Origin of the sequence: Haloarcula sp. JP-L23 (genome assembly GCF_011602445.1) — an archaeon.
GTDB classification, from domain to species: Archaea; Halobacteriota; Halobacteria; order Halobacteriales; family Haloarculaceae; genus Haloarcula; species Haloarcula pellucida.
This window is the reverse complement of record NZ_CP050014.1, coordinates 2237313-2255776: the sequence shown is the minus strand read 5'-3', so window position 1 is coordinate 2255776 and position 18464 is coordinate 2237313. Positions and strand designations below refer to the sequence as shown.

General features: G+C 65.2%; 19 protein-coding genes. 8 read left to right on the top strand and 11 right to left on the bottom strand.

All coding sequences use genetic code 11. The annotated features are described in order from the left end of the window. The first annotated feature begins 33 nt into the window (after positions 1-33). Entirely contained in the window at positions 34-486 is a 453-nt protein-coding gene (locus G9465_RS11500; protein ID WP_166970078.1) for an HTH domain-containing protein, read from the top strand. Here G9465_RS11500 and G9465_RS11495 read toward each other — a convergent pair. The 6 genes from G9465_RS11495 to G9465_RS11470 all read right to left on the bottom strand — a co-directional run bounded on the left by G9465_RS11495 (position 465) and on the right by G9465_RS11470 (position 6013). Beyond that, positions 465-833: a Zn-ribbon domain-containing OB-fold protein gene (locus G9465_RS11495; protein WP_166970076.1), complete on the bottom strand. Its 369-nt coding sequence runs from the start codon at positions 831-833 to the stop codon at positions 465-467. The genes G9465_RS11500 and G9465_RS11495 overlap by 22 nt on opposite strands. Beyond that, positions 830-1981: a thiolase family protein gene (locus tag G9465_RS11490; protein WP_166970075.1), complete on the bottom strand. Its 1152-nt coding sequence runs from the start codon at positions 1979-1981 to the stop codon at positions 830-832. Before G9465_RS11490 ends, G9465_RS11495 begins: the two co-directional genes overlap by 4 nt. 62 nt (positions 1982-2043) lie before the next feature. Beyond that, on the bottom strand, positions 2044-2862 hold the full coding sequence (locus tag G9465_RS11485) for a hypothetical protein (RefSeq protein WP_166970073.1): 819 nt from the start codon (positions 2860-2862) through the stop codon (positions 2044-2046). A gap of 1 nt (position 2863) precedes the next feature. Next, positions 2864-3703 carry an ABC transporter ATP-binding protein gene (locus G9465_RS11480; RefSeq protein WP_166970071.1) on the bottom strand — a complete coding sequence of 280 codons (840 nt, stop codon included), beginning with the start codon at positions 3701-3703 and terminating at the stop codon, positions 2864-2866. Beyond that, a complete protein-coding gene (locus G9465_RS11475; protein WP_166970069.1) occupies positions 3703-4833 on the bottom strand; it encodes an iron ABC transporter permease in 1131 nt (376 codons plus the stop codon). The genes G9465_RS11480 and G9465_RS11475 overlap by 1 nt, the downstream gene beginning before the upstream one ends. A 19-nt stretch (positions 4834-4852) precedes the next feature. Next, positions 4853-6013 (bottom strand): ABC transporter substrate-binding protein, encoded by a 1161-nt coding sequence (locus tag G9465_RS11470; protein ID WP_166970066.1) that lies wholly within the window; start codon positions 6011-6013, stop codon positions 4853-4855. Positions 6014-6144: 131 nt separating this feature from the next. Here G9465_RS11470 and G9465_RS11465 point away from each other — a divergent pair, with 131 nt between their 5' ends. Next, positions 6145-6324, top strand: a complete 180-nt coding sequence (locus G9465_RS11465; protein ID WP_166970064.1) for a hypothetical protein — start codon at positions 6145-6147, stop codon at positions 6322-6324. On the opposite strand, the gene G9465_RS11460 is transcribed toward G9465_RS11465, so the two are convergent. The 3 genes from G9465_RS11460 to G9465_RS11450 are packed head-to-tail and all read right to left on the bottom strand — an operon-like array spanning position 6325 to position 8985. After that, complete coding sequence (locus G9465_RS11460; protein ID WP_166970062.1) at positions 6325-6654, bottom strand: hypothetical protein; 330 nt, start codon at positions 6652-6654, stop codon at positions 6325-6327. After that, positions 6654-8240, bottom strand: coding sequence for an acyl-CoA carboxylase subunit beta (locus G9465_RS11455; protein ID WP_166970060.1), 1587 nt, complete (start codon positions 8238-8240; stop codon positions 6654-6656). The genes G9465_RS11460 and G9465_RS11455 overlap by 1 nt, the downstream gene beginning before the upstream one ends. A gap of 1 nt (position 8241) precedes the next feature. Further along, positions 8242-8985, bottom strand: a complete 744-nt coding sequence (locus tag G9465_RS11450) for a beta-ketoacyl-ACP reductase (RefSeq protein WP_166970058.1) — start codon at positions 8983-8985, stop codon at positions 8242-8244. Positions 8986-9234: 249 nt separating this feature from the next. Between G9465_RS11450 and G9465_RS11445 the strand changes: the two genes are divergently transcribed. The 6 genes from G9465_RS11445 to G9465_RS11420 are packed head-to-tail and all read left to right on the top strand — an operon-like array spanning position 9235 to position 16920. Then, positions 9235-10398: an alpha-1 4-glucan-protein synthase gene (locus G9465_RS11445; RefSeq protein ID WP_166970056.1), complete on the top strand. Its 1164-nt coding sequence runs from the start codon at positions 9235-9237 to the stop codon at positions 10396-10398. 42 nt (positions 10399-10440) lie between these two features. Then, positions 10441-11619: an extracellular solute-binding protein gene (locus G9465_RS11440; RefSeq protein ID WP_166970054.1), complete on the top strand. Its 1179-nt coding sequence runs from the start codon at positions 10441-10443 to the stop codon at positions 11617-11619. A 1-nt stretch (position 11620) separates the two neighbouring features. Beyond that, positions 11621-13243 (top strand): iron ABC transporter permease, encoded by a 1623-nt coding sequence (locus tag G9465_RS11435; RefSeq protein ID WP_166970052.1) that lies wholly within the window; start codon positions 11621-11623, stop codon positions 13241-13243. A 1-nt stretch (position 13244) separates the two neighbouring features. Next, complete coding sequence (locus G9465_RS11430; protein ID WP_166970050.1) at positions 13245-14381, top strand: ABC transporter ATP-binding protein; 1137 nt, start codon at positions 13245-13247, stop codon at positions 14379-14381. Then, positions 14378-16381 (top strand): glycosyltransferase family 39 protein, encoded by a 2004-nt coding sequence (locus tag G9465_RS11425; RefSeq protein WP_166970048.1) that lies wholly within the window; start codon positions 14378-14380, stop codon positions 16379-16381. Before G9465_RS11430 ends, G9465_RS11425 begins: the two co-directional genes overlap by 4 nt. Beyond that, positions 16378-16920, top strand: a complete 543-nt coding sequence (locus G9465_RS11420; protein ID WP_166970046.1) for a gluconate 2-dehydrogenase subunit 3 family protein — start codon at positions 16378-16380, stop codon at positions 16918-16920. Before G9465_RS11425 ends, G9465_RS11420 begins: the two co-directional genes overlap by 4 nt. 2 nt (positions 16921-16922) lie before the next feature. On the opposite strand, the gene G9465_RS11415 is transcribed toward G9465_RS11420, so the two are convergent. Both G9465_RS11415 and G9465_RS11410 read right to left on the bottom strand, forming a co-directional pair. Then, the gene (locus G9465_RS11415) at positions 16923-17636 is read right to left on the bottom strand and encodes a dolichyl-phosphate hexose transferase (RefSeq protein ID WP_166970044.1); all 714 of its coding nucleotides are present in this window, start codon (positions 17634-17636) and stop codon (positions 16923-16925) included. A 50-nt stretch (positions 17637-17686) separates the two neighbouring features. Then, positions 17687-18463 carry a winged helix-turn-helix domain-containing protein gene (locus G9465_RS11410; protein WP_166970042.1) on the bottom strand — a complete coding sequence of 259 codons (777 nt, stop codon included), beginning with the start codon at positions 18461-18463 and terminating at the stop codon, positions 17687-17689. Between the last annotated feature and the right edge of the window lies 1 nt (position 18464).

Sequence of the window (18464 nt, the reverse complement as noted above, 5' to 3'; positions counted from 1 at the left end):
CCGACCTAGGACACTCATCCGGTGTACGATACCATGACTCATACCCGTCGGATGACCGTCTACCTTCGGTCACCCGTTCCTGACGAAACCGAACGGCGACAGGCGAGCGTACTCGGGCGAACCGACTCGCTTCGCCAGCAGGGCCTTCTCGACGACGTCTCCGTCAAGTACTGGCACCGGCTATCGACGGGAACCGACCCGCGTGAGACCGAGGACATCGCCGCGATGGCGGCGTGGGCCGAGGCCAACGACTGCTCGCTCACGCCGACGTTCGACCGCCACGACCGACACAGCGCGTTCACTGGTGACGATTCGGTGGTGACGCTCCCGGTCGTTTGTCTGTCCTACTGGGAAGACGGCGAACTCGTCGGCGTCTACCCCCACCGGGGGTCGTGTGGCCACTGTACCGTAGCCGACGGACTCGATAGAATCGAAGCGGCGTTACAGTCCGGTGAGGCGTTAGCTCACACTGGGTCCCAGCGGTAGCCGCCCCACTCCTGGCTCTCCGGGTTCTCGCTCTTGAGGCCGACGTCGGGGTCCCGCAACTCCTCGACGTAGACTGGCTCCACCTCCTCACCCGTCTCGATTTCCTCCGTCGTCACCTGTCCGAGCGCACGGACCACGTCGCCGTCCACCTCGAACTCGACGATGGCGAGCGTGTTCGGTTGGCGGACGCCCGGCGGCGTCGCCGTGGACTTCGTCCACGTGATGACTTCGCCGCGCTGGTTGGAGAAGTCGAACGTTTCTTCCTGCGGTTCGCCACACTCCGGACAGCGCGGGTGCGTGGGGTACGAGACGTGACCGTTCGGGCATTTGCCTGCAACGAGAGTCATTCTGCGGCCTCCATGATGGTCGTGATGACACAGTTCCCGAACCCGCCGACGTTACACGCAAGCGCCGTCTCCGCGTCGACCTGTCGCGGGCCGGCCTCGCCGACGAGTTGCTCGTAAATTTCGACGCCCTGTGCGACGCCGCTGGCACCCAGCGGGTGGCCCTTCGACTTCAGGCCGCCCGAGGTGTTGATCGGCAGGTCGCCGTCTTTCGCCGTGGTGCCGTCCATCGCCAGCTCCCACGCAGTCCCTTGGTCGGCGACGCCGATCCCCTCCAACTGGAGGAACTCGAGGATGGTGAACATATCGTGAAGTTCGGCCACGTCGAGGTCGGCTGGACCGAGACCGGCCATCTCGTAGGCCTGCTTACTCGACTCCACGACGCCGCCCATGACAGTGGGGTCGTCGCGTTCGTGGACCACGTGGGTGTCCGTCGCCCCGCCGATACCGGAGACGACGGCGTACTCGTCGGCGATCTCCTTCGCTCGCTCTTCCGTGGTGAACATCATCGCGGCGCTCCCGTCCGTGATGGGACAGAAGTCATAGAGCCGAAGCGGATCCGCGATGATTGGCGAGTCGAGTGCCTGCTCGACGGTGATCTCCTTCTGGAACTGCGCGTTCGGGTTGTCGACGCCGTTCTTGTGGTTCTTCACCGCCACGCGCGCGAGCGACTCCCTCGGGGCCTCGAACCGTTCGAGGTAGTGGCGGGCAGTCATCCCGGCGAACGACGGCAGAGTCACGCCGTGTTTGTACTCCGCTGGATGTGTGATGGAGGCGATGATGTCCGTCGCCTCACCCGTCGTCTTGTGGGTCATCTTCTCCCCACCGACGAGCAGCGTCATCTCGCTTGCGCCGGAGGCGACCGATTGCCACGCCTCGTAGATGCCCGCGCCGCCCGATGAGGACGTCTGGTCGACCCGTTCGCTGTACGCCGGCAAGACGCCGAGGTCGTGGGCCAGCGCGTTCATCACGCCCGTCTGGCCCTCGAACTCGCCACTCGCCATGTTCGAGACGTACAGATGCTCTACGTCGGTCGGTGTGACACCGGCATCGTCGAGGCACTCTTCGCCCGCTTGGGCGAGGAGTTCCTGTATCCAGGCGTCACGCTGCCCGAACTTCGTCATCGACGCACCGATTACTGCGACTCCCATGTGTGGCCACACTCAGGGGGGTAGTGTATTCGTTACGGTCCCACCAATTGAATGAGACGACGCTACGCCGAGGGCGCGACCGCGAGGCCGCTCCCAGACACCGTCGATACAGTCGACACGCGGAGTCGCCACCCGTCGCCGAAACGGCTGGCGGACACGATAGCTGGCGGAACGCCGGTCCGCCGGAGTAGTTCCACGGCCACGGGGAGGACTGGACACCGGTCACCGTCCAGCGACGGCCGATACCCGGCGAGCGTGATGCGGTACTGGCTTTCCCCGTGGTCTGGCGTCGGTTCGATGCTGAACGAGCGCACGAGGTCACAGGACCGGAGCGTGGTGAGCGCGCTCCGAAGCGGCCGGTCGGCGGTCGACCGCCGCGGCAACCGACCGGCGGCCGCCGAGAGGACCGTCGCCTGCTCGTCCGGCGGTAACGCCTCGTCGATGGCCGTCGCGGTGCTCTCTAGCATCGATAGACAGAGTCGGGTCCTGTTCTCGGTCGTCTCCGCGGCGTCGAGGTAGGTGTCCATGACCCGGCGCTCGATGCGTCCGTACCGGTTCGAGAGCGTCTCGAACAGCGCGCCGGCCACCCGGTGACAGTACGCCGGAAGGGACTGTGTCACCGTGGCCGTGGTCGACTCCGCAGTGGTCTGGGAGACGACAAGGCCGTGGACGGCGACGTACGGGTCGTACCGCCGGAGTGCGGTTCGGTAGGCGGTCGCGACGCTCGCGGCCTCCGCCGCCGTCTCTCTGTCCGGGAACTGCTTTCCGGTCACCGGCACCGGCGAGTCGCCGGTCCGAGCGCTGCGGACGCGGTAGGGACCGACGGCGACGCTCAGTTCGCCGATTCGCGCTCGGATGTCCGCGAGTGTCCGTCCGACCATGTCACAGTGAGTGTTTCGGCACTATCTCGGGGTCAGGCGTGTACCTGACGGCAGCCTCGACGTCGAACACGTCCCGGAGAAGTGCCTCGGTCACCACGTCGGTCGGCGGCCCCCAGTCGTACACGTCGCCGTCGTCGAGCGCGATGAGGTAGTCGGCGAACCGCGCGGCCTGCGCGATGTCGTGGAGGACGACGACGACGGTCACGTCTCGTTCCTCGTTCAGCCGCGTCACCGTCTCCATCACCCGTAGCTGGTGGTGTAGGTCGAGGAACGTCGTCGGTTCGTCGAGCAAGAGGACGTCGGTGTCTTGGGCCAGCACCATCGCGATGAAGACCAACTGCTTCTGGCCGCCCGAGAGGTTCCCGACGGGCTCTCCCCGGAGGTCCTCGACGCCAGCGAGGTCGATGGCGCGGGTGATGGCTTCGGCGTCGGATTCACCGAGCGATTCGAAGAAACCGCGATACGGGTAGCGACCGTGGGCGACGAGGTTCTCCACGGTGACCGTCTCGGGCGCGTCGTTCTCCTGTGAGAGATGCCCAAGCTCACGGGCGAGGGCCTTCTGGTCGTAGGTCTGGACGTCTTTGCCCTCCAACAAGACCTCGCCCTCGTCGGGACCGAGTTGCCGAGCGAGCGTCTTCAGGAGGGTGCTCTTGCCACTGCCGTTCGGGCCGACCAGCGCCGTTATCTCGCCACGTGGTACGTCGATGCGGTCGACGGTGACGACCGGTTCGTCGGTACTCGCGTAGCCGATTTCGAGGTCGGACCCGACCACGGCACTGTCGGCGGGCTGTTCCTCCGAAGCCGAGTTCGCCAACGGGTCGTTCGTATCGGGTGTCTGCATCAGAGTTCACCGAGTTGTCGTTGCTTTTGCATCAGGTAGAGGAAGTACGGGCCACCGAGCAACCCGGTGACGATACCGACCGGGAGCTGGATGGGCGAGAGCGCGAGGCGCGCGCCGACGTCGGCGGCGGTCACGAGCGCGGGGCCGGCGAAGACACAGCCGATGACGAGCCGTCGGTAGTCGGTCCCGACGATGTTGCGTACGAGGTGTGGCACGACGAGGCCGACGAAACCGACCAGCCCAGCCACGGCGACGGAGATGGCCGTCGCGGCGATAGCGAGCGCCGAGAGCCCAAACCGAACGCGCTCGACCCGCATCCCGAGCGAACTCGCGGCCTGTTCGCCGAGCAGGAGGACGTTCAGTTGGCGTGACCCCGCGACAGCCAGCGTGAGCGCGAGGACCGTCCACGGCAGTGCCAGCCGGACCTCGCTCCAACTCGTCCCCGTCAGCGACCCCGTTAGCCACGACAGCGCCGTCTGGACGACGCCGGTGTTGCCGGCAAAGAAGAACAGCCCGGTCTGTAACGACTGGCCGATGGTCGCGACGACGATGCCGGCGAGGATGAGGCGCACCGGGCTGGTCCCGTTCTGCCAGGCGATGGCGTACACGAGCAGAAACGCCGCCGTACCGCCCGCCGCGGCGACGAACGGGAGGTACGACGTGAGGACGGGCACGAGAATGAGGACGACGAGCACCGCGAGGCCCGCGCCTGCCGAGACGCCGAGGACGTAGGGGCTGGCGAGTTCGTTGCGCGTGACCGCCTGAAAGATGGCGCCGGCCACGGCGAGGTTCGCACCCACCATGACGCCCACGAGGACGCGCGGGAGCCGTATCTTCCAGAGGATGAGCGTCGTGTTCGCTACGTCCGGGAACTCGCCGCCGAGGAGGAGTCCTGCCAGAACCCGCGGGTCCGCCACGATAGCGGGGTCCGTCAGCCCGGCGATCACCTCTGCCGGGGTCATCGGGTACGAGCCGTACCGTAGTTGAACGAACGACGCGACGACGAACACGACGGTGCTCCCGAGAGCGAGGAGCCCGAGTTGGCGGTCGAGCAGGGCGTGCCAGCCGTCGGAGACGCCACTCAAGTTGTCGCGTCCGGGCCCGCTGTCGCCGTGGGACTCGTGGGTCATCTGGTGGTGCGTCTCGGTATCAGAAGTTCCCGTTTACGATTTCGGAGACGCGACCCCGGTCGAACAGCGTCTCGTCGCTCGTCACCTCGCCGAACGTCTCGGGGAACAGCTGTTGTGCCGCCCGTTCGGTGAGGAAGAGGTTCTGAATCGGCCCCTGATGGAGGAACCCGCCGCGGTAGACGCGCCCGTTCTGGACGCACGAGAGTTTGCTCGCGACGTCGTGGTCTCGCATGTGGGCGAGGACCGTGCTGCGGAACTCCTCGGGGGACTTCCGCTCGTGTCCTCTGACCAGTAGTACGTCGGGGTCGACGTCGAGCATCGATTCGTAGTCGATTTTGCCCCTGTCGGACGTGCTCAGGCCGTCGATACCCGTGCCGGCGAGCGCGTCCCCGACGCCGAGGTCGTGCCACTGCTTCTTGCTGGTTCCCTTGTCCGTGATGCGGTACGGCGAGAACTGCTCGGGTTGGTCCGCGCCGGCGTACGTCAACAGGACGTTCGGGCGCTCGCCGGCCGACGGGAGTTGCGTCTGTACCTTCGTGATGAACTCGTCGTGGAACGAGGCGAACTGCTCGTAGCGCTCGTTCTCCTTGAACAGGTTCGCCAGTTTCCCGAACGCCTCGTACATCGTGTAGTAGCGGTAGTCGTGCCACTTGTCCTCGCGTCGGAAGTTGAGGTTCCCGAAGAACGGCGCGACGTTCTCGCGAATCTCCTCGACGTCGCTCTCGGACCACCCGAACCAGTTGATGAGCATCTTCGGGTCCATCAGGTGGACGTCGTTCTCCAGCGCGTAGAACGGCTCTTTGGGGATGGTGTCGCCCAGTAGTTCGTTCTCGGTGAGCGTCGAGCGGTCGACGTTCACACCGTCCAGTTCGTCGTAGACGTAGGTGTAGTACCGGTCTGCGTACCCGATGCCGGTGATGCCGTCGGCCTGTCCGAGCGCGACGGCCATGTCGGCGTACGCGCCGTCGTAGGCGATCCACTTCTCGGGGACGGACTCGAACGTCACCTCGCCCATCGGTGCCATCGAAACCGAGTAGGAACTGCTTTCGGTGGTGGTCGTCGACCCTGCCGTTCCGTTCTCCGAGTTCGTTCCCTCCGTCTCGCTGCTACCCTGCGAACAGCCAGCGAGAAGTCCTGTGAGTGCGATGCCGCCAGTCTTCACGAAGTCGCGACGATCCATGCTTAGGTTTAGGCCGCCCTAATCGTGATAAAGGTTCCTATCTTTAGGCACCCCTAAACAGCCCCGGAGTACGTTGTCAGCTGGTGCCAACCCGCACAAAGTATATCACTGCGCCCTGTCCAGATTACCCTATGCAGGAGGCATGGGTCCAACTGCAGTGTCCCGACTGCGAGGAGAACTGGGAAGCGAACGTCACCGACCTCTCCAGCCCCGATACGACGTTCGCGTGCAAAGACTGCGGCCACGAACGGCGCCTCGCGGAGTTCATGAAGACGGCCCGTGACCTCGAAGTGTTAGAACAGTTCGAGTAATCAGTACCGCGCTCGCGCCGCTGCTTTCCACTCGTCGCCCCGTTCGACGTTCTCGGGGCGACGCCGTTTTCCGAAGCGCTCCAGTCGGCCGGCCAGTTTCCAGTCGTCGACGTACTCGACGGTCTGGCTACTGGCGGCCGCCGCGGCGGCCGCGCGCTGCCGGTCGGTGACGTGGGCGCCGACGGCGGCGGTGATGGCCGCAGCCTCCGATGCCGTCGCGTCGTCGGGTATCGAGACAGCCACTTCGCCGCCCTCGACGCCGACTGTCACCTCCTCGGGGGCCTCGTCGACGGATTGCTCGGCCGCTTCGGGTTGTTCGAGCGACGACATCAGAGTGGGATGTTACCGTGGTCTTTCGGCGGGGTGTCTTCACGCTTGCGCTGGAGGAGGTCGAGGTCGTCGATGAGGCGCTTGCGCGTGTCCTTCGGTTCGATGACGTCGTCGAGGTAGCCGCGCTTGGCCGGGCCGTAGGGGTGGGCGAACTCCTCGCGGAAGTCGTCCATCAGCGCCTGCCGTTTGGCGTCGGGGTCGTCGGCGTTGGCTATCTCCTTGCGGTAGAGAATGTTGACAGCCCCGCGCGGGCCGAGAACGGCCATCTCCGACCCCGGCCACGCGTAGTTGACGTCGCTGCCGAGGAACTTCGAGGACATCACGATGTAGGCGCCACCGTAGGCTTTGCGGACGACCACCGAGAGGAGTGGGACCGTCGCTTCGGCGTAGGCGTAGATGAGTTTCGCCCCCCGTCGAATGATGCCGTTGTGCTCTTGGTCGGTGCCGGGCATGAACCCGGGGACGTCGACGAAGGTGAGGATAGGGATGTTGAACGAGTCACAGAACCGGACGAAGCGAGCGGCCTTCTCGGCGGCGTCGATGTCCAGCGTTCCGGCGCTCACTCGTGGCTGGTTCGCGACGACGCCGACCGACTGGCCGTCCATCCGAGCGAACCCGGTGATGACGTTGCGCGCCCAGTTACCGTGGACCTCGAACAGCGACTCCTCGTCGACGATGCGCCCGAGGACCTGACTCATGTCGTAGGGCTTGCGCGGCGCCGAGGGGACGATGTCGGTTATTTCCGGCACTTCGCGGTCCGGTTCGTCCCACGGCTTGACCCGCGGCGGGTCCTCCATGTTGTTCTGTGGGAGATAGGAGAGGAGTCGGCGGATGTTCTCTAGTACCTCCTCCTCGGACGGATAGGAGAAGTGGGCGACGCCGGACTTCGTCGAGTGGGAACTGGCCCCGCCCAGTTCCTCTTTGGACACCTGCTCTCCGGTAACCGTCTCGATGACGTCCGGCCCGGTGATGAACATGTGGCTGGTGTCCTGCACCATGAAGGTAAAGTCCGTCAGCGCCGGGGAGTACGTCGCACCGCCGGCACACGGCCCCATGATGGCCGAAATCTGTGGAATGAGGCCGCTCGCCTTCGTGTTGCGCTCGAAAATCTTCGCGAACCCGACCAGCGAGTCGACGCCCTCCTGAATGCGTGCGCCACCGGAGTCGTTCAGGCCGATGACGGGGACGCCGTTCTCGATGGCCTTGTCCATCACCTTGCATATCTTATCGGCGACGACTTCGCCGACTGAGCCACCGAGGACGGTGAAGTCGTGCGCGAAGAGGAACACCTTCCGTCCGTCGACTTCGCCGTAGCCGGTGACGACGGCGTCGCCGGCGTAGCGCTTCTCCTCCATCCCGAAGTTCGTCGAGCGGTGTTCGACGAACGGGTCGACCTCGTTGAACGTCCCCTCGTCGACGAGGAAGTCGATACGCTCGCGGGCGGTCATCTTCCCCTTCTCGTGTTGGGCCTCGATGCGCGCCTCGCCGCCGCCGAGTTCGGCCTGCCGGCGCTTCTCGCGCAGTTCCTCGACTGGGTCGCTGGCCGATTCGCTCTCGTCTGCGTCCGGGTCTTCCTGTTTGCTCATGTTACCACTCCATCCCGCCGTTGACGCCGAGTACCTGTCCGGTCATGTAACTGGACTCCTCGCTGGCGACGAACCGCACGATGCCCGCGATGTCTTCGACAGTGGCAAAGCGGTCGAGCGGAATCTCGCGGAGGATCTTCTCCTGTACACGCTCTGGCACTTCCTCTAGCATGTCCGTCTCGACGAATCCCGGTGCGACGCAGTTGGCCGTCGCCCCGGTGTGTGCGAGTTCGAGAGCGAGCGTCCGCGTGAAACCGAACAGGCCTGATTTCGTCGTCGCGTAGTTGGCTTGCCCGATGTTACCCTGCTGACCGACGACGCTAGAGATGTTGATGAGACGGCCGTGTTCGGCCTGTTTGATGTCGTCGTAGAACGCGTCGGTACAGTTGAACACCCCGCCGAGGTTGACGTCGATGACCGTATCCCAGTCCTCGCGGGTCATGTTCTCGAACTTCTTATCGATGGTGATGCCCGCGTTGTTGACGAGGACGTCGGCCGGTCCGTACTCGTCGACCACCTTCTCTCGCATGGCCTGCACTTCGGTAGATTTGGCGACGTCTGCCTGTGCGGCGATGGCTTCGCCGCCCTCCTCTCGGATGCTCTCGACGACGGCCCGCGCTTCCGCCTCGGAAGACCGGTAGTTGACGACGACGTTGGCCCCGTTTCTGCCGAGGTCCTTCGCGATGCCACGTCCGATGCCTCGTGATGACCCTGTAACCACGCAGGTCTGGTTATCGAGGTTCATGGTTCTTCGATGTGACCCCCGTTGCTTGATGCACTCATCTCTCGACTAGGAGGGCAAAGCACAGCCAAATAATAGTTCGCCTTAGACGCCTTTAATCGTCGTCGCGTGAATATAATCACCTTGGGTGACAGTACCATCGTGATGCTGGAGTTACAGACTCACGAAGGAACCAAATCGTGAAGCCGGTGGCTCCTCCGTCTAAACGATAACGACACGCTCTTTAGGGCGGCCTAAAGATGTTCGGGCACGATGAGCGAGGACATCTGTGTCGTGGTGCCGACGATACGCAACCACGAGTGTATGCGCCAGTACTTCGAAAACGCCCGAGAACACGGCTTCGATCTGAACAGGCTGTTCGTCGTTCTGGTCACCGAGGACTTCTGTGACACCGACGCGATGGCGGAGATGCTCTCCGATGCGGGCGTCTCCGGTGCCGTCTTCGACGGCGAGGCCCGTGCCGAGTGGTTCGACCAACAGGGCATAGCCGAGTACGACCACCTCATTCCCGAGGCCAGTCACGCACAGACATCGTTCGGCCTCCTGTACCTCTGGGCCAACGACTTCGAGTACGGCGTGTTCATCGACGACGACACGCTCCCCCACGAGGACGTCGACTTCTTCGGGAGGCACATGGCGAACCTCGCTTTCGAGGGCGAGATCGAGACCGTCAGTTCCGACGAGGACTGGGTGAACGTCCTCTACCAGAACGAGGACGACCACGGCCTGTACCCCCGCGGGTACCCCTACGCGGCGATGGACGAGACGGTCGAGACGGCGACCACGTACGTCGACGACGTGGTCGCCTCGCAGGGCCTCTGGACGAACGTCCCCGACCTCGACGCCGTCCGCATCCTGATGGACGGCGACCTGCAGGGGCAGGCCCAGACCCGAACCGACGAGACGGACTTCGGCGAGGACTTCGTCGCCGCCGAAGGGAACTACCTCACGGTCTGTTCGATGAACCTCGCCTTCCGCCGGGAGGTCGTCCCGGCGTTCTACCAGTTGCCGATGGACGACAACGAGTGGGACGTCGGCCGCTTCGACGACATCTGGTCGGGCCTGTTCCTCAAGCGGGCCTGTGACGTCCTCGGCAAGCAGATTTACAACGGCGACCCGCTCTGTGAGCACAACAAGGCCCCGCGCTCGACGTTCTCGGACCTTACCAACGAGGTCCACGGCCTCGAACTCAACGAACACGTCTACGAGGAGATAGACGCCGTCGGCGACGACGCCGACTCCTACGCCGACGTGTTCGAGGCGATGGGCGAACGACTCACAGAGGGAGATTTCAGTGACTGGGAAAACGGTGCCTTCCTTAACTACTGTGGGGAGTTCATGCTCGACTGGCTGGACTGCCTCGACGAACTGGCGGCCAACGAGGCGGGCCGTGTCCCGGCGACGGCGGACGACTAGAAACGCAACTATTTAGGCAAACCTAAAACAATATTGACAACGATGACTGACTCTCACGACGACGCGTCCGGCCGGGCTGTCGCCCCCGCGTCTCGGCGGCGATTCCTCGCGCTCGGTGGCGCGTCGCTTGCCACTGCGCTCACTGGCTGTTCCGGTGTTCTCAACAACGACGGCGGAAGTTCGAGTGGTGCCGTCTCACTGGCCGACTTCCGCGGCTCCGGCCCGTTGGTCGAACAGCGGGAGTCGCCAAGTGGGACTTCTATCGAGGACCTTCCGGACCTGGAGGGCGAACTGACCCTGTACCTCGGCGGCGGCGAAGGCGGCCTCTATCTCGACCTCATCGAACTGCTGGAACGAAAGTACGAGAACTTCTCGGCGAGCCACCGCCTCGAACCCTCCAGCGACCTCGCGAACACTATCATCGAGGAGTACGAGGCAGACGCGACGCAGGCCGACGTGTTCATGGCCGTCGACGCCGGGTCGCTCGGCGCGGTTGCGAACGCCGGTGCGACCGCGCCCCTACCGGAGGAGGCGCTCTCTGCCGTCCCGGACGACTTCCAGGACGGGCAGGGCCGCTGGGTCGGTATCGCCGGCCGCGCCCGCTCGATTCCGTACAACACGGACCAGTTCTCGGCGTCGGAGATTCCGTCGACGGTCCAGCAGTTCCCCGAGACGGCGGCGTTACAGGGGACGGTGGGCTGGGCACCGACCTACAGCGCGTTCCAGTCGTTCGTCACCGCGATGCGTCTCCTCCGTGGCGACGACGAGACGAGGACGTGGCTGCAGGCGATGCTCGACCACGGCATCACGGAGTACAACAACGAGTTCGTCGTCTCGAACACCGTGGCCGACGGCACCATCGGGGCCGGCTTTGCCAACCACTACTACGCGCTTCGCGTACAGTCGGGCCGTCCCGACGCCCCCATCGCGCTGGCGTTCACCGAGGGCGACGCGGGCGCACTCGTCAACGTCTCCGGCCTCGAGATCGTACAAGGGACGGACAACAGCGAACTGGCCGCGAACTTCGTCAGGCACGTCCTCTCCGCGGAGGCACAGGAGTTCTTCGCCACCCGGACGTTCGCCTATCCGATGATACCCGGCGTCGCCCCGGTCGGCGATCTCCCGCGAATCGACGAGCTGAATCCGCCGGACATCGACCTCACGGAACTGGCCGACGTCTCGGGCACCGTCGACCTGATGCGGGACGCCGGCGTCCTCTAACATGGGCGCGAGTGACCGCTTCGAGCAACTACGGGAGCAGGCAAACGGGACGGCGAGCGACGCGTCGTCACAGACCCCGCCGGTGCTCACGGTGGTCACTATCGCACTCTCGTTGCTGTTGGTGTCGCCGCTGGTCTGGCTCGCTATCCACGCAAGCGAGATGCCGACGGCACGCATCGTCGGCCTCCTCACTGGTGAGACGGCCAGTAGCGTCACGATAAACACGCTCGTACTCGTCACGGCGGTCACTGGCGTCTCGATACTCGTCGGCGTCCCGCTGGCGATTCTCACGGTACAGACCGACCTCCCGTTCCGGCGGTTCTGGACAGTCACGTCGGCGCTCCCGCTGGTCGTCCCGAGTTACATCGGCGCGTTCGCCTTCGTCTCGGCGTTCGGCCCGCGCGGGGAACTCGCCGACCTGCTCGCACCGTTCGGCGTCGAGCAGATTCCGCCGATATTCGGGCTCCACGGGACGGTGCTGGTGCTGACGCTGTTTACGTACCCGTACGTGTTTCTCACGACGCGCGCGTCGTTGCTCTCGTTCGACGGCACCGTCGTCGAGGCGGCCCGGACGCTGAACCACACGCGCTGGGAGGCGTTCAAGCGTGTCACGTTCCCCCAGATTGCGCCGGGTATCGCGGCGGGGGCCCTGTTGGTGGCGCTGTACACGCTGTCTGACTTCGGGACGCCGGCCATCATGCAGTACGACGTGTTCACGCGGATGATATTCACGGAACAACAGGCGCGGAACCTAGACTCCGCCGCCGTGCTCTCGATACTGCTGCTCGTGATGGCGATGGGCATCCTCGGCGTCGAGTCGCGCATCAGCGCCGGCCGCGACGGCGCCTACGTCAGCAGCGGCGACCGCAGGCCCGGCACCATCCGGTTGGGCTACTGGAAACTGCCGGCGACGCTGTTCTGTGCGGCCATCGCCACGCTCTGTCTGGCGCTCCCGATCGGGATTCTCACGCAGTGGCTCCTCCGGTCCGAGTCGACGGCGCCGGGGCAGTTCACGTTCGGCCTGACTCCGATACTCAACTCCGTCGGACTGGCGGCCGCGGCGGCGGCCATCTGTGTCGTGGTCGCGCTCCCTATCGCGTACCTCGCTGCTCGCGGTGACAGCGGCCTGTCCTCGCTCCCCGAACGCATATCCTACGTCGGCTATGCCGTTCCGGGCGTGGTCATCGGTCTCTCGCTCATCTACCTCGCGCTCCGGTTCGTCCCGTTTCTCTATCAGAGCGTCATCGTGCTGGTGTTCGCGTACGTCGTCCGGTTCCTCCCGCAGGCCGTCGGGACGACGGAATCGTCGATCCTACAGGTCGACCCGAGCTACATCGAGGCCGCCCGGTCGCTGGGCTACGCGCCGCTCTCGGCGTTTCGCGAAGTAGTGTTGCCACTGGTCGCACCGGGTATCGCGGCCGGCGCGGCGCTGGTGTTCCTGACGACGATGAAGGAATTGCCGGCAACGCTGATGTTACGCCCCACGGGCTTCGAGACTATCGTCACGTACATCTGGCTCGTTCGGGGCGCGGCGTATCAGGGACAGGCGGCGGTCCCCGCCCTGATTCTGGTCGGCGTGTCGGGACTCTCGATGCTCATTATCCTCAGACAGGAGCGAAGGTAACATGGCAAAACAACAGACATCACAGCAACTCTCGGAGTTCGAAACGGTCGAAACGTCGGTATCTGACCCCGATCACACGGTCTTAGAGATGAGCGGCGTCAGTAAAGACTACGCACAGGAGGAGGCCGTCTCGGACCTCTCGCTCGAAGTCAAGGAGGGCGAACTCCTGACACTGCTTGGCCCCTCCGGCTGTGGGAAGACGACCACGCTCAGGATGATCGCGGGTCTTGAGGAACCGACGAGTGGCACCATCGCTATCGCCGACGAGAGGGTGGCCGGTGACCCCGACGGGACGTTCCGCAAGCCGGAGGAACGCGACGTCGGCATCGTCTTTCAGGACTACGCCCTCTTTCCGCACCTCTCGGTCGCCGAGAACATCGCCTTTGGCCTGACCGACATGGACGACGCCGACACCGACCAGCGGGTCGATGACCTCCTCGAACTCGTGGACCTCGAAGCCCACCACGACAAGATGCCGAGTCAGCTCTCGGGCGGCCAGCAACAGCGCGTCGCACTCGCGCGCTCGCTGGCCCCCGAACCGGACGTCCTCCTGCTGGACGAACCCTTCTCGAACCTCGACGTCCGCCTCCGGGTCGAGATGCGCGAAGAGGTTCGCAAGATTCTGAAGCGGGCGGGCGTCACCGCCATCTCGGTGACCCACGATCAGGAGGAGGCGCTGTCCATCAGCGACCGGGTGGCCATCATGAACGACGGCAACATCGCGCAGGTCGGCGACCCGGCGAAGGTGTTCGAGAACCCCGAGAGCCGCTTCGTCGCCAGTTTCCTCGGACAGGCGAGTTTCCTCTCCGCCCGCGTCACCGACGAGCAGTTGGAGACCGGACTGGGCTCGTTCGACCTCGAACTGCTGAACGGCCCCATCGAGGCCTACGACGGCGCGATGATAGACGTCCTCGTCCGCCCGGACGACTTACAGGCGGTCCCGACCAGTGAACCGAAAGCCGACGGCTACGTCGTCCACCGACAGTACAACGGCCCCTCGTTCATCTACCGGGTCGAACTCCACAGTGGCGACGTCGTCCACTGTATGCACAACCACGTCGAGACGTTCGAGGCCGGCCAGCCAGTCGAAGTCGACCTCGCCGCCGACCACGAACTGGCCTGGTACCCCGCGGAATGAACCGTCTGCGGCGGCCACGGGTCCAGGCTGCCGTCGTCGCCCTGCTGGGTGGCGCCCTCGTCTTCGCCGTCTCGCACCTCGTCTTTCCGTACCACACGAGCAACCACGACGAAGCGGTGTACCTCCAGCAAGCCGCGATGCTGCTGGAGGGGCGGTTGTTCCTCCAGCCACCCGTCGACGGCGTCTTCCGCCCGTGGTTCTTCGTCGAGAGCGAGCGCGGCCTCTACTCGAAGTACACGCCGGTTCCGGCCGCGATGTTCGCCGCTGGCAAACTGCTCGGGGGATACCGAGTCACGCTCGGACTCGTCGCCACGGGCGTCCTCGCGGGCACCTACCACACCGTCCGCGAGGCCTTCGACCAGCGGACGGGCGTCGTCGCCAGCGTCCTCATGCTCGCGTCGCCGCTGTTCCTCGTCGACGCCTCGGTGTTTCTCTCCTACGTCCCGACGACGTTCTGGAACCTCGGGTTCGCCGCGAGTTACCTCTACGCCGACCGGACCGGGAGTCGCCGGACCGGCGCGCTCGCCGGCGTCTGCGTCGGCATCGCGTTCTTCGCCCGACCGTTCACGGCAGTCCTGTTCGCGACGCCGTTCATCCTGCACGCGCTCTGGTCGCTCCGGTCGCTGGACCGCACGGTCGTCGAACGCGTCGGTCTCACTGCGGTGTTCGGCCTCGGGGGCGTCCTGTTAGCGCTGAGCTATAACACCCTCACCACCGGAGACCCGCTCGTCTTCCCGTATCAGGCGTTCGCCCCGAACGACGGCCTCGGGTTCGGTGAGCGGTCCATTCTGGGTTACTCCCGGGAGTTCACGCCCGCGCTCTCGATTACGGCCAACGTCGAACTGCTCTGGAAGTTCGCGACGCAGTGGGCCGTCGCTGGACCGCTCGGAACCCTCGCGGCCGCAATCGGCGTCGCTGTCGCACGTCGACGGGGGTTCGACGCCCGGCAGCTGGCGCTCGCCGGCGTGTTTCTGACAGTGCCGCTCGGGAACCTCTACTTCTGGGGGACGGTCAACATGCTCGGCGCCCTCTCGGACCCGACGGACGGTCTCGTTCGCTTCCTCGGCCCGTACTACCACGTCGACCTGCTCGTCCCGACGGTCGCGTTCGGTGCCGTCGGCGTCCTGTGGACCGCTGACCGCATTCGAACGGCAGTCGAAGGAGGCGTATCCGAAGACCGCGTCCGTCCGGCACTCGCGGCGCTCACGCTCGTCTGTGCGGCGGTCGGTGGCGGGGCGGCCGCCTTCGCACTCGGGGAACCCATACAGGACAACTACACCGTCACCCAGCAGTACGAGCAGGCCTACGACCCCTTCGAGGAGCGACCTCTCTCGAACAGCGTCGTGTTCCTCCCGACGCCGTACGGCGACTGGCTGAACCACCCGTTTCAGCCCCTTCGTAACGACCCGGGATTCGACGGCGACACCGTCTACGCCATGCAGGACCGACAGTTCGACGTCGTCGAGAGCTATCCGGACCGGCAGTACTACCGCTACGGCTATCGGGGCGAGTGGATACCGTACCTCGGCCAACCGGTCGAACCGACGCTCCAACGCGTCCGCCACGCCGAGGGCGAGTCGGTGACGACGAGGGTCGACGCCACGGTCCCGGACCAGGCACTTCTCACGTCGATTCGACTCACGAACGGCGAGCAGAACGCTTACACCACGATTAGCGGGACCGAACCGCTGGACCTCAGACTGGTGACCGACGGCAACAGCACGCGCCTTCGCGGCACGGGCGTAAACGGCACCGTCGCGGTCCCGACGCCCGAGCGCGGCACCGTGACGCTGGTCGCGTTCGTAGATTACGGCACCGGATCGGGGTTCAAGTATCGGGTGGTCCTCCCCGTCGACCAGCACAACGGTACGGTGCAGGCGCTCACGCCCCGACTCGAAGTGTGCTGGTCCGAACGACGGTGTGGTGGGCAGGCGGCCTACGTGCCCGGCAGTCACCGGTACGGCATCGAGATGAACGTGACGCTGGAGGCAACAGCATGACCGAGTACGAACTGACGAGGCGAGACGCATTGAAAGCCCTCGGTGCGGCGGGTATCACCGTCGCGGGCGGTGTTACCGCACTGTCGTGGAGCGACCGGAGTACCGACGCGGAGAGCGAGTTCGGGGACCACGAACGGCGGACGGTCTACGCCGTCGCCGCGACCGTCTATCCCAGCGAGTTAGCGGGCATCGAAGACTTCGTCGACGCCTACGTCGCGGGTCGGCTGAACGCCGATTCGACGCGCGCCGCGGCGATGGCCGACGCCGTCGCCGCCCTCGACGAGTACGCCAGCGAGTGGGAAGGCGACGAGTTCGTCGCGCTCGACCCGGCCACGCAGGACGAGACGCTCGGTGCGATGGGCGTCCGGATAGCGACGCCGGACCCCGACGGCGACCCGCGCCAGCGAGTTCGGTACTACCTCGTCAACGACCTCCTGTTCGCGCTGTACAGTTCGCCGACGGGCGGGCGACTCGTCGGCATCGAGAACCCGCAGGGCCACCCCGGCGGGACGCGAAGTTACCGCCGGCCGCCCGAGTAACGTTACCGGAACCGCTCTTCGAGCGCGACACGGACGATGGACCCGGCGATTTCGAGGCCGCCTGAGAACGGGTCGAGTTTCGTCTCCCCCTTTCGCTCATCGTACTCGATGGGTCGTTCCCGAACGTCGTAGCCGCGCATCAGCGGCCGCATCAGCAGTTCTGCCGAGAGGCCCGTGTTCTCCGTCCAGCGAATCTTCTGGACGACCTCGCGCCGGTAGGCACGCATCCCCGTCGTCGTGTCGTGGACGCGCTTGTTCATGAGGACGCTCGCGAGCAGTGCGAACAGTTCGTTGCCGAGTTTGTTGACGCCGGGCATCTCCTCGGCGCCGTAGTAGAGGCGGTCACCGCTGACCACGTCGGCACCGTCGTTTATCTCCGCGAGGAAGTCCGGCAGGCGCTCCATCGGGTACGTGTCGTCACAGTCCGTCGTGACCACGACCGACCGGTCGGGTGCCAAGATGGCCTCTCGGACGGCGACGCCGTAGCCTTGCGGTTCCTGTTCGATGACGGTCGCCCCGTGGTCGCGCGCTATCTCTGGCGTCCGGTCGCTCGACCCGTCGACGCAGACGACTTCCGCCCGACCGTCGGTCACGTCGTCGATATCCGAGAGCACCGTCCCGATAGCTTCCGCCTCGTTGTACGTGCCCATCACGACCGCCAGATCGTCGAACGTGTACTCGGACGCACTCGCCGTGACGCCCTGCTGTGTACTCATTACCGAGCACTCTCTGCTGGTCCCTCTTGAGCTTTTAGGTTCGCCAAAATCTACTCGTCCGACAGGTACGCGGGTAACGGCGTCCCGTCCTTCCAGACAGCGTCGAACAGCGCCCGTCCCCACTGGACGGCCGAGTCGGCCGTCGAGAACACCTTCGCGTCCGGCCAGTGTCCGTCGTGGTCCGGGAGCGTGAGGATGACCCACTCCTCTGAGACGCCCAGCGCGAACGGCACCGACGACACGCGGACGGGCGTCTCGTCGTACGTTCGCGGGAACGGACCCTCGTCCATCTCTAGCAGTACGTCGTCGACGACGTGTTGCCCGACGAGGAGTCGCGAGTCGGCGTTGTCGGGCATCACCTCCTGATACTCTCGGTGGTACATCGGCGAGATTATCTCACAGCTCTCGACAGCGTCGACTTTCGATACCACCCACGGGACGAGGCCTCTGAGGTCGTGCTCCGCCCGCTCTATGACCTCGTAGGCACCGAGCTGGGGGAGGCGACACCGAAACGCCTGTGGCAGGACGCTGGTGTCGTGACGCTCCCAGTAGCACGGGTTCGTGGCGAGCAGTCTGTCTGTCGCTCGCTGTCGTTCCAACGTATCTCCGACGAGACGCCCGGACCCGGTCAACCGCCACCCGTCGGGCGTCTCGGTCACCAGCCCCCGGGATTCGAGGTTCGACAGTGCATCGTACACTGCTGACTCACTCGCGTTCAGCGTCGATAACAGCGCGTCCGTCGGCCGGGGCTGTTCGTGGAGCGAGTCGACGACGTCGGACCGAACCGAGGACGAACCGACGTAGCTAACGAGAGAGTCAGTGCCCATA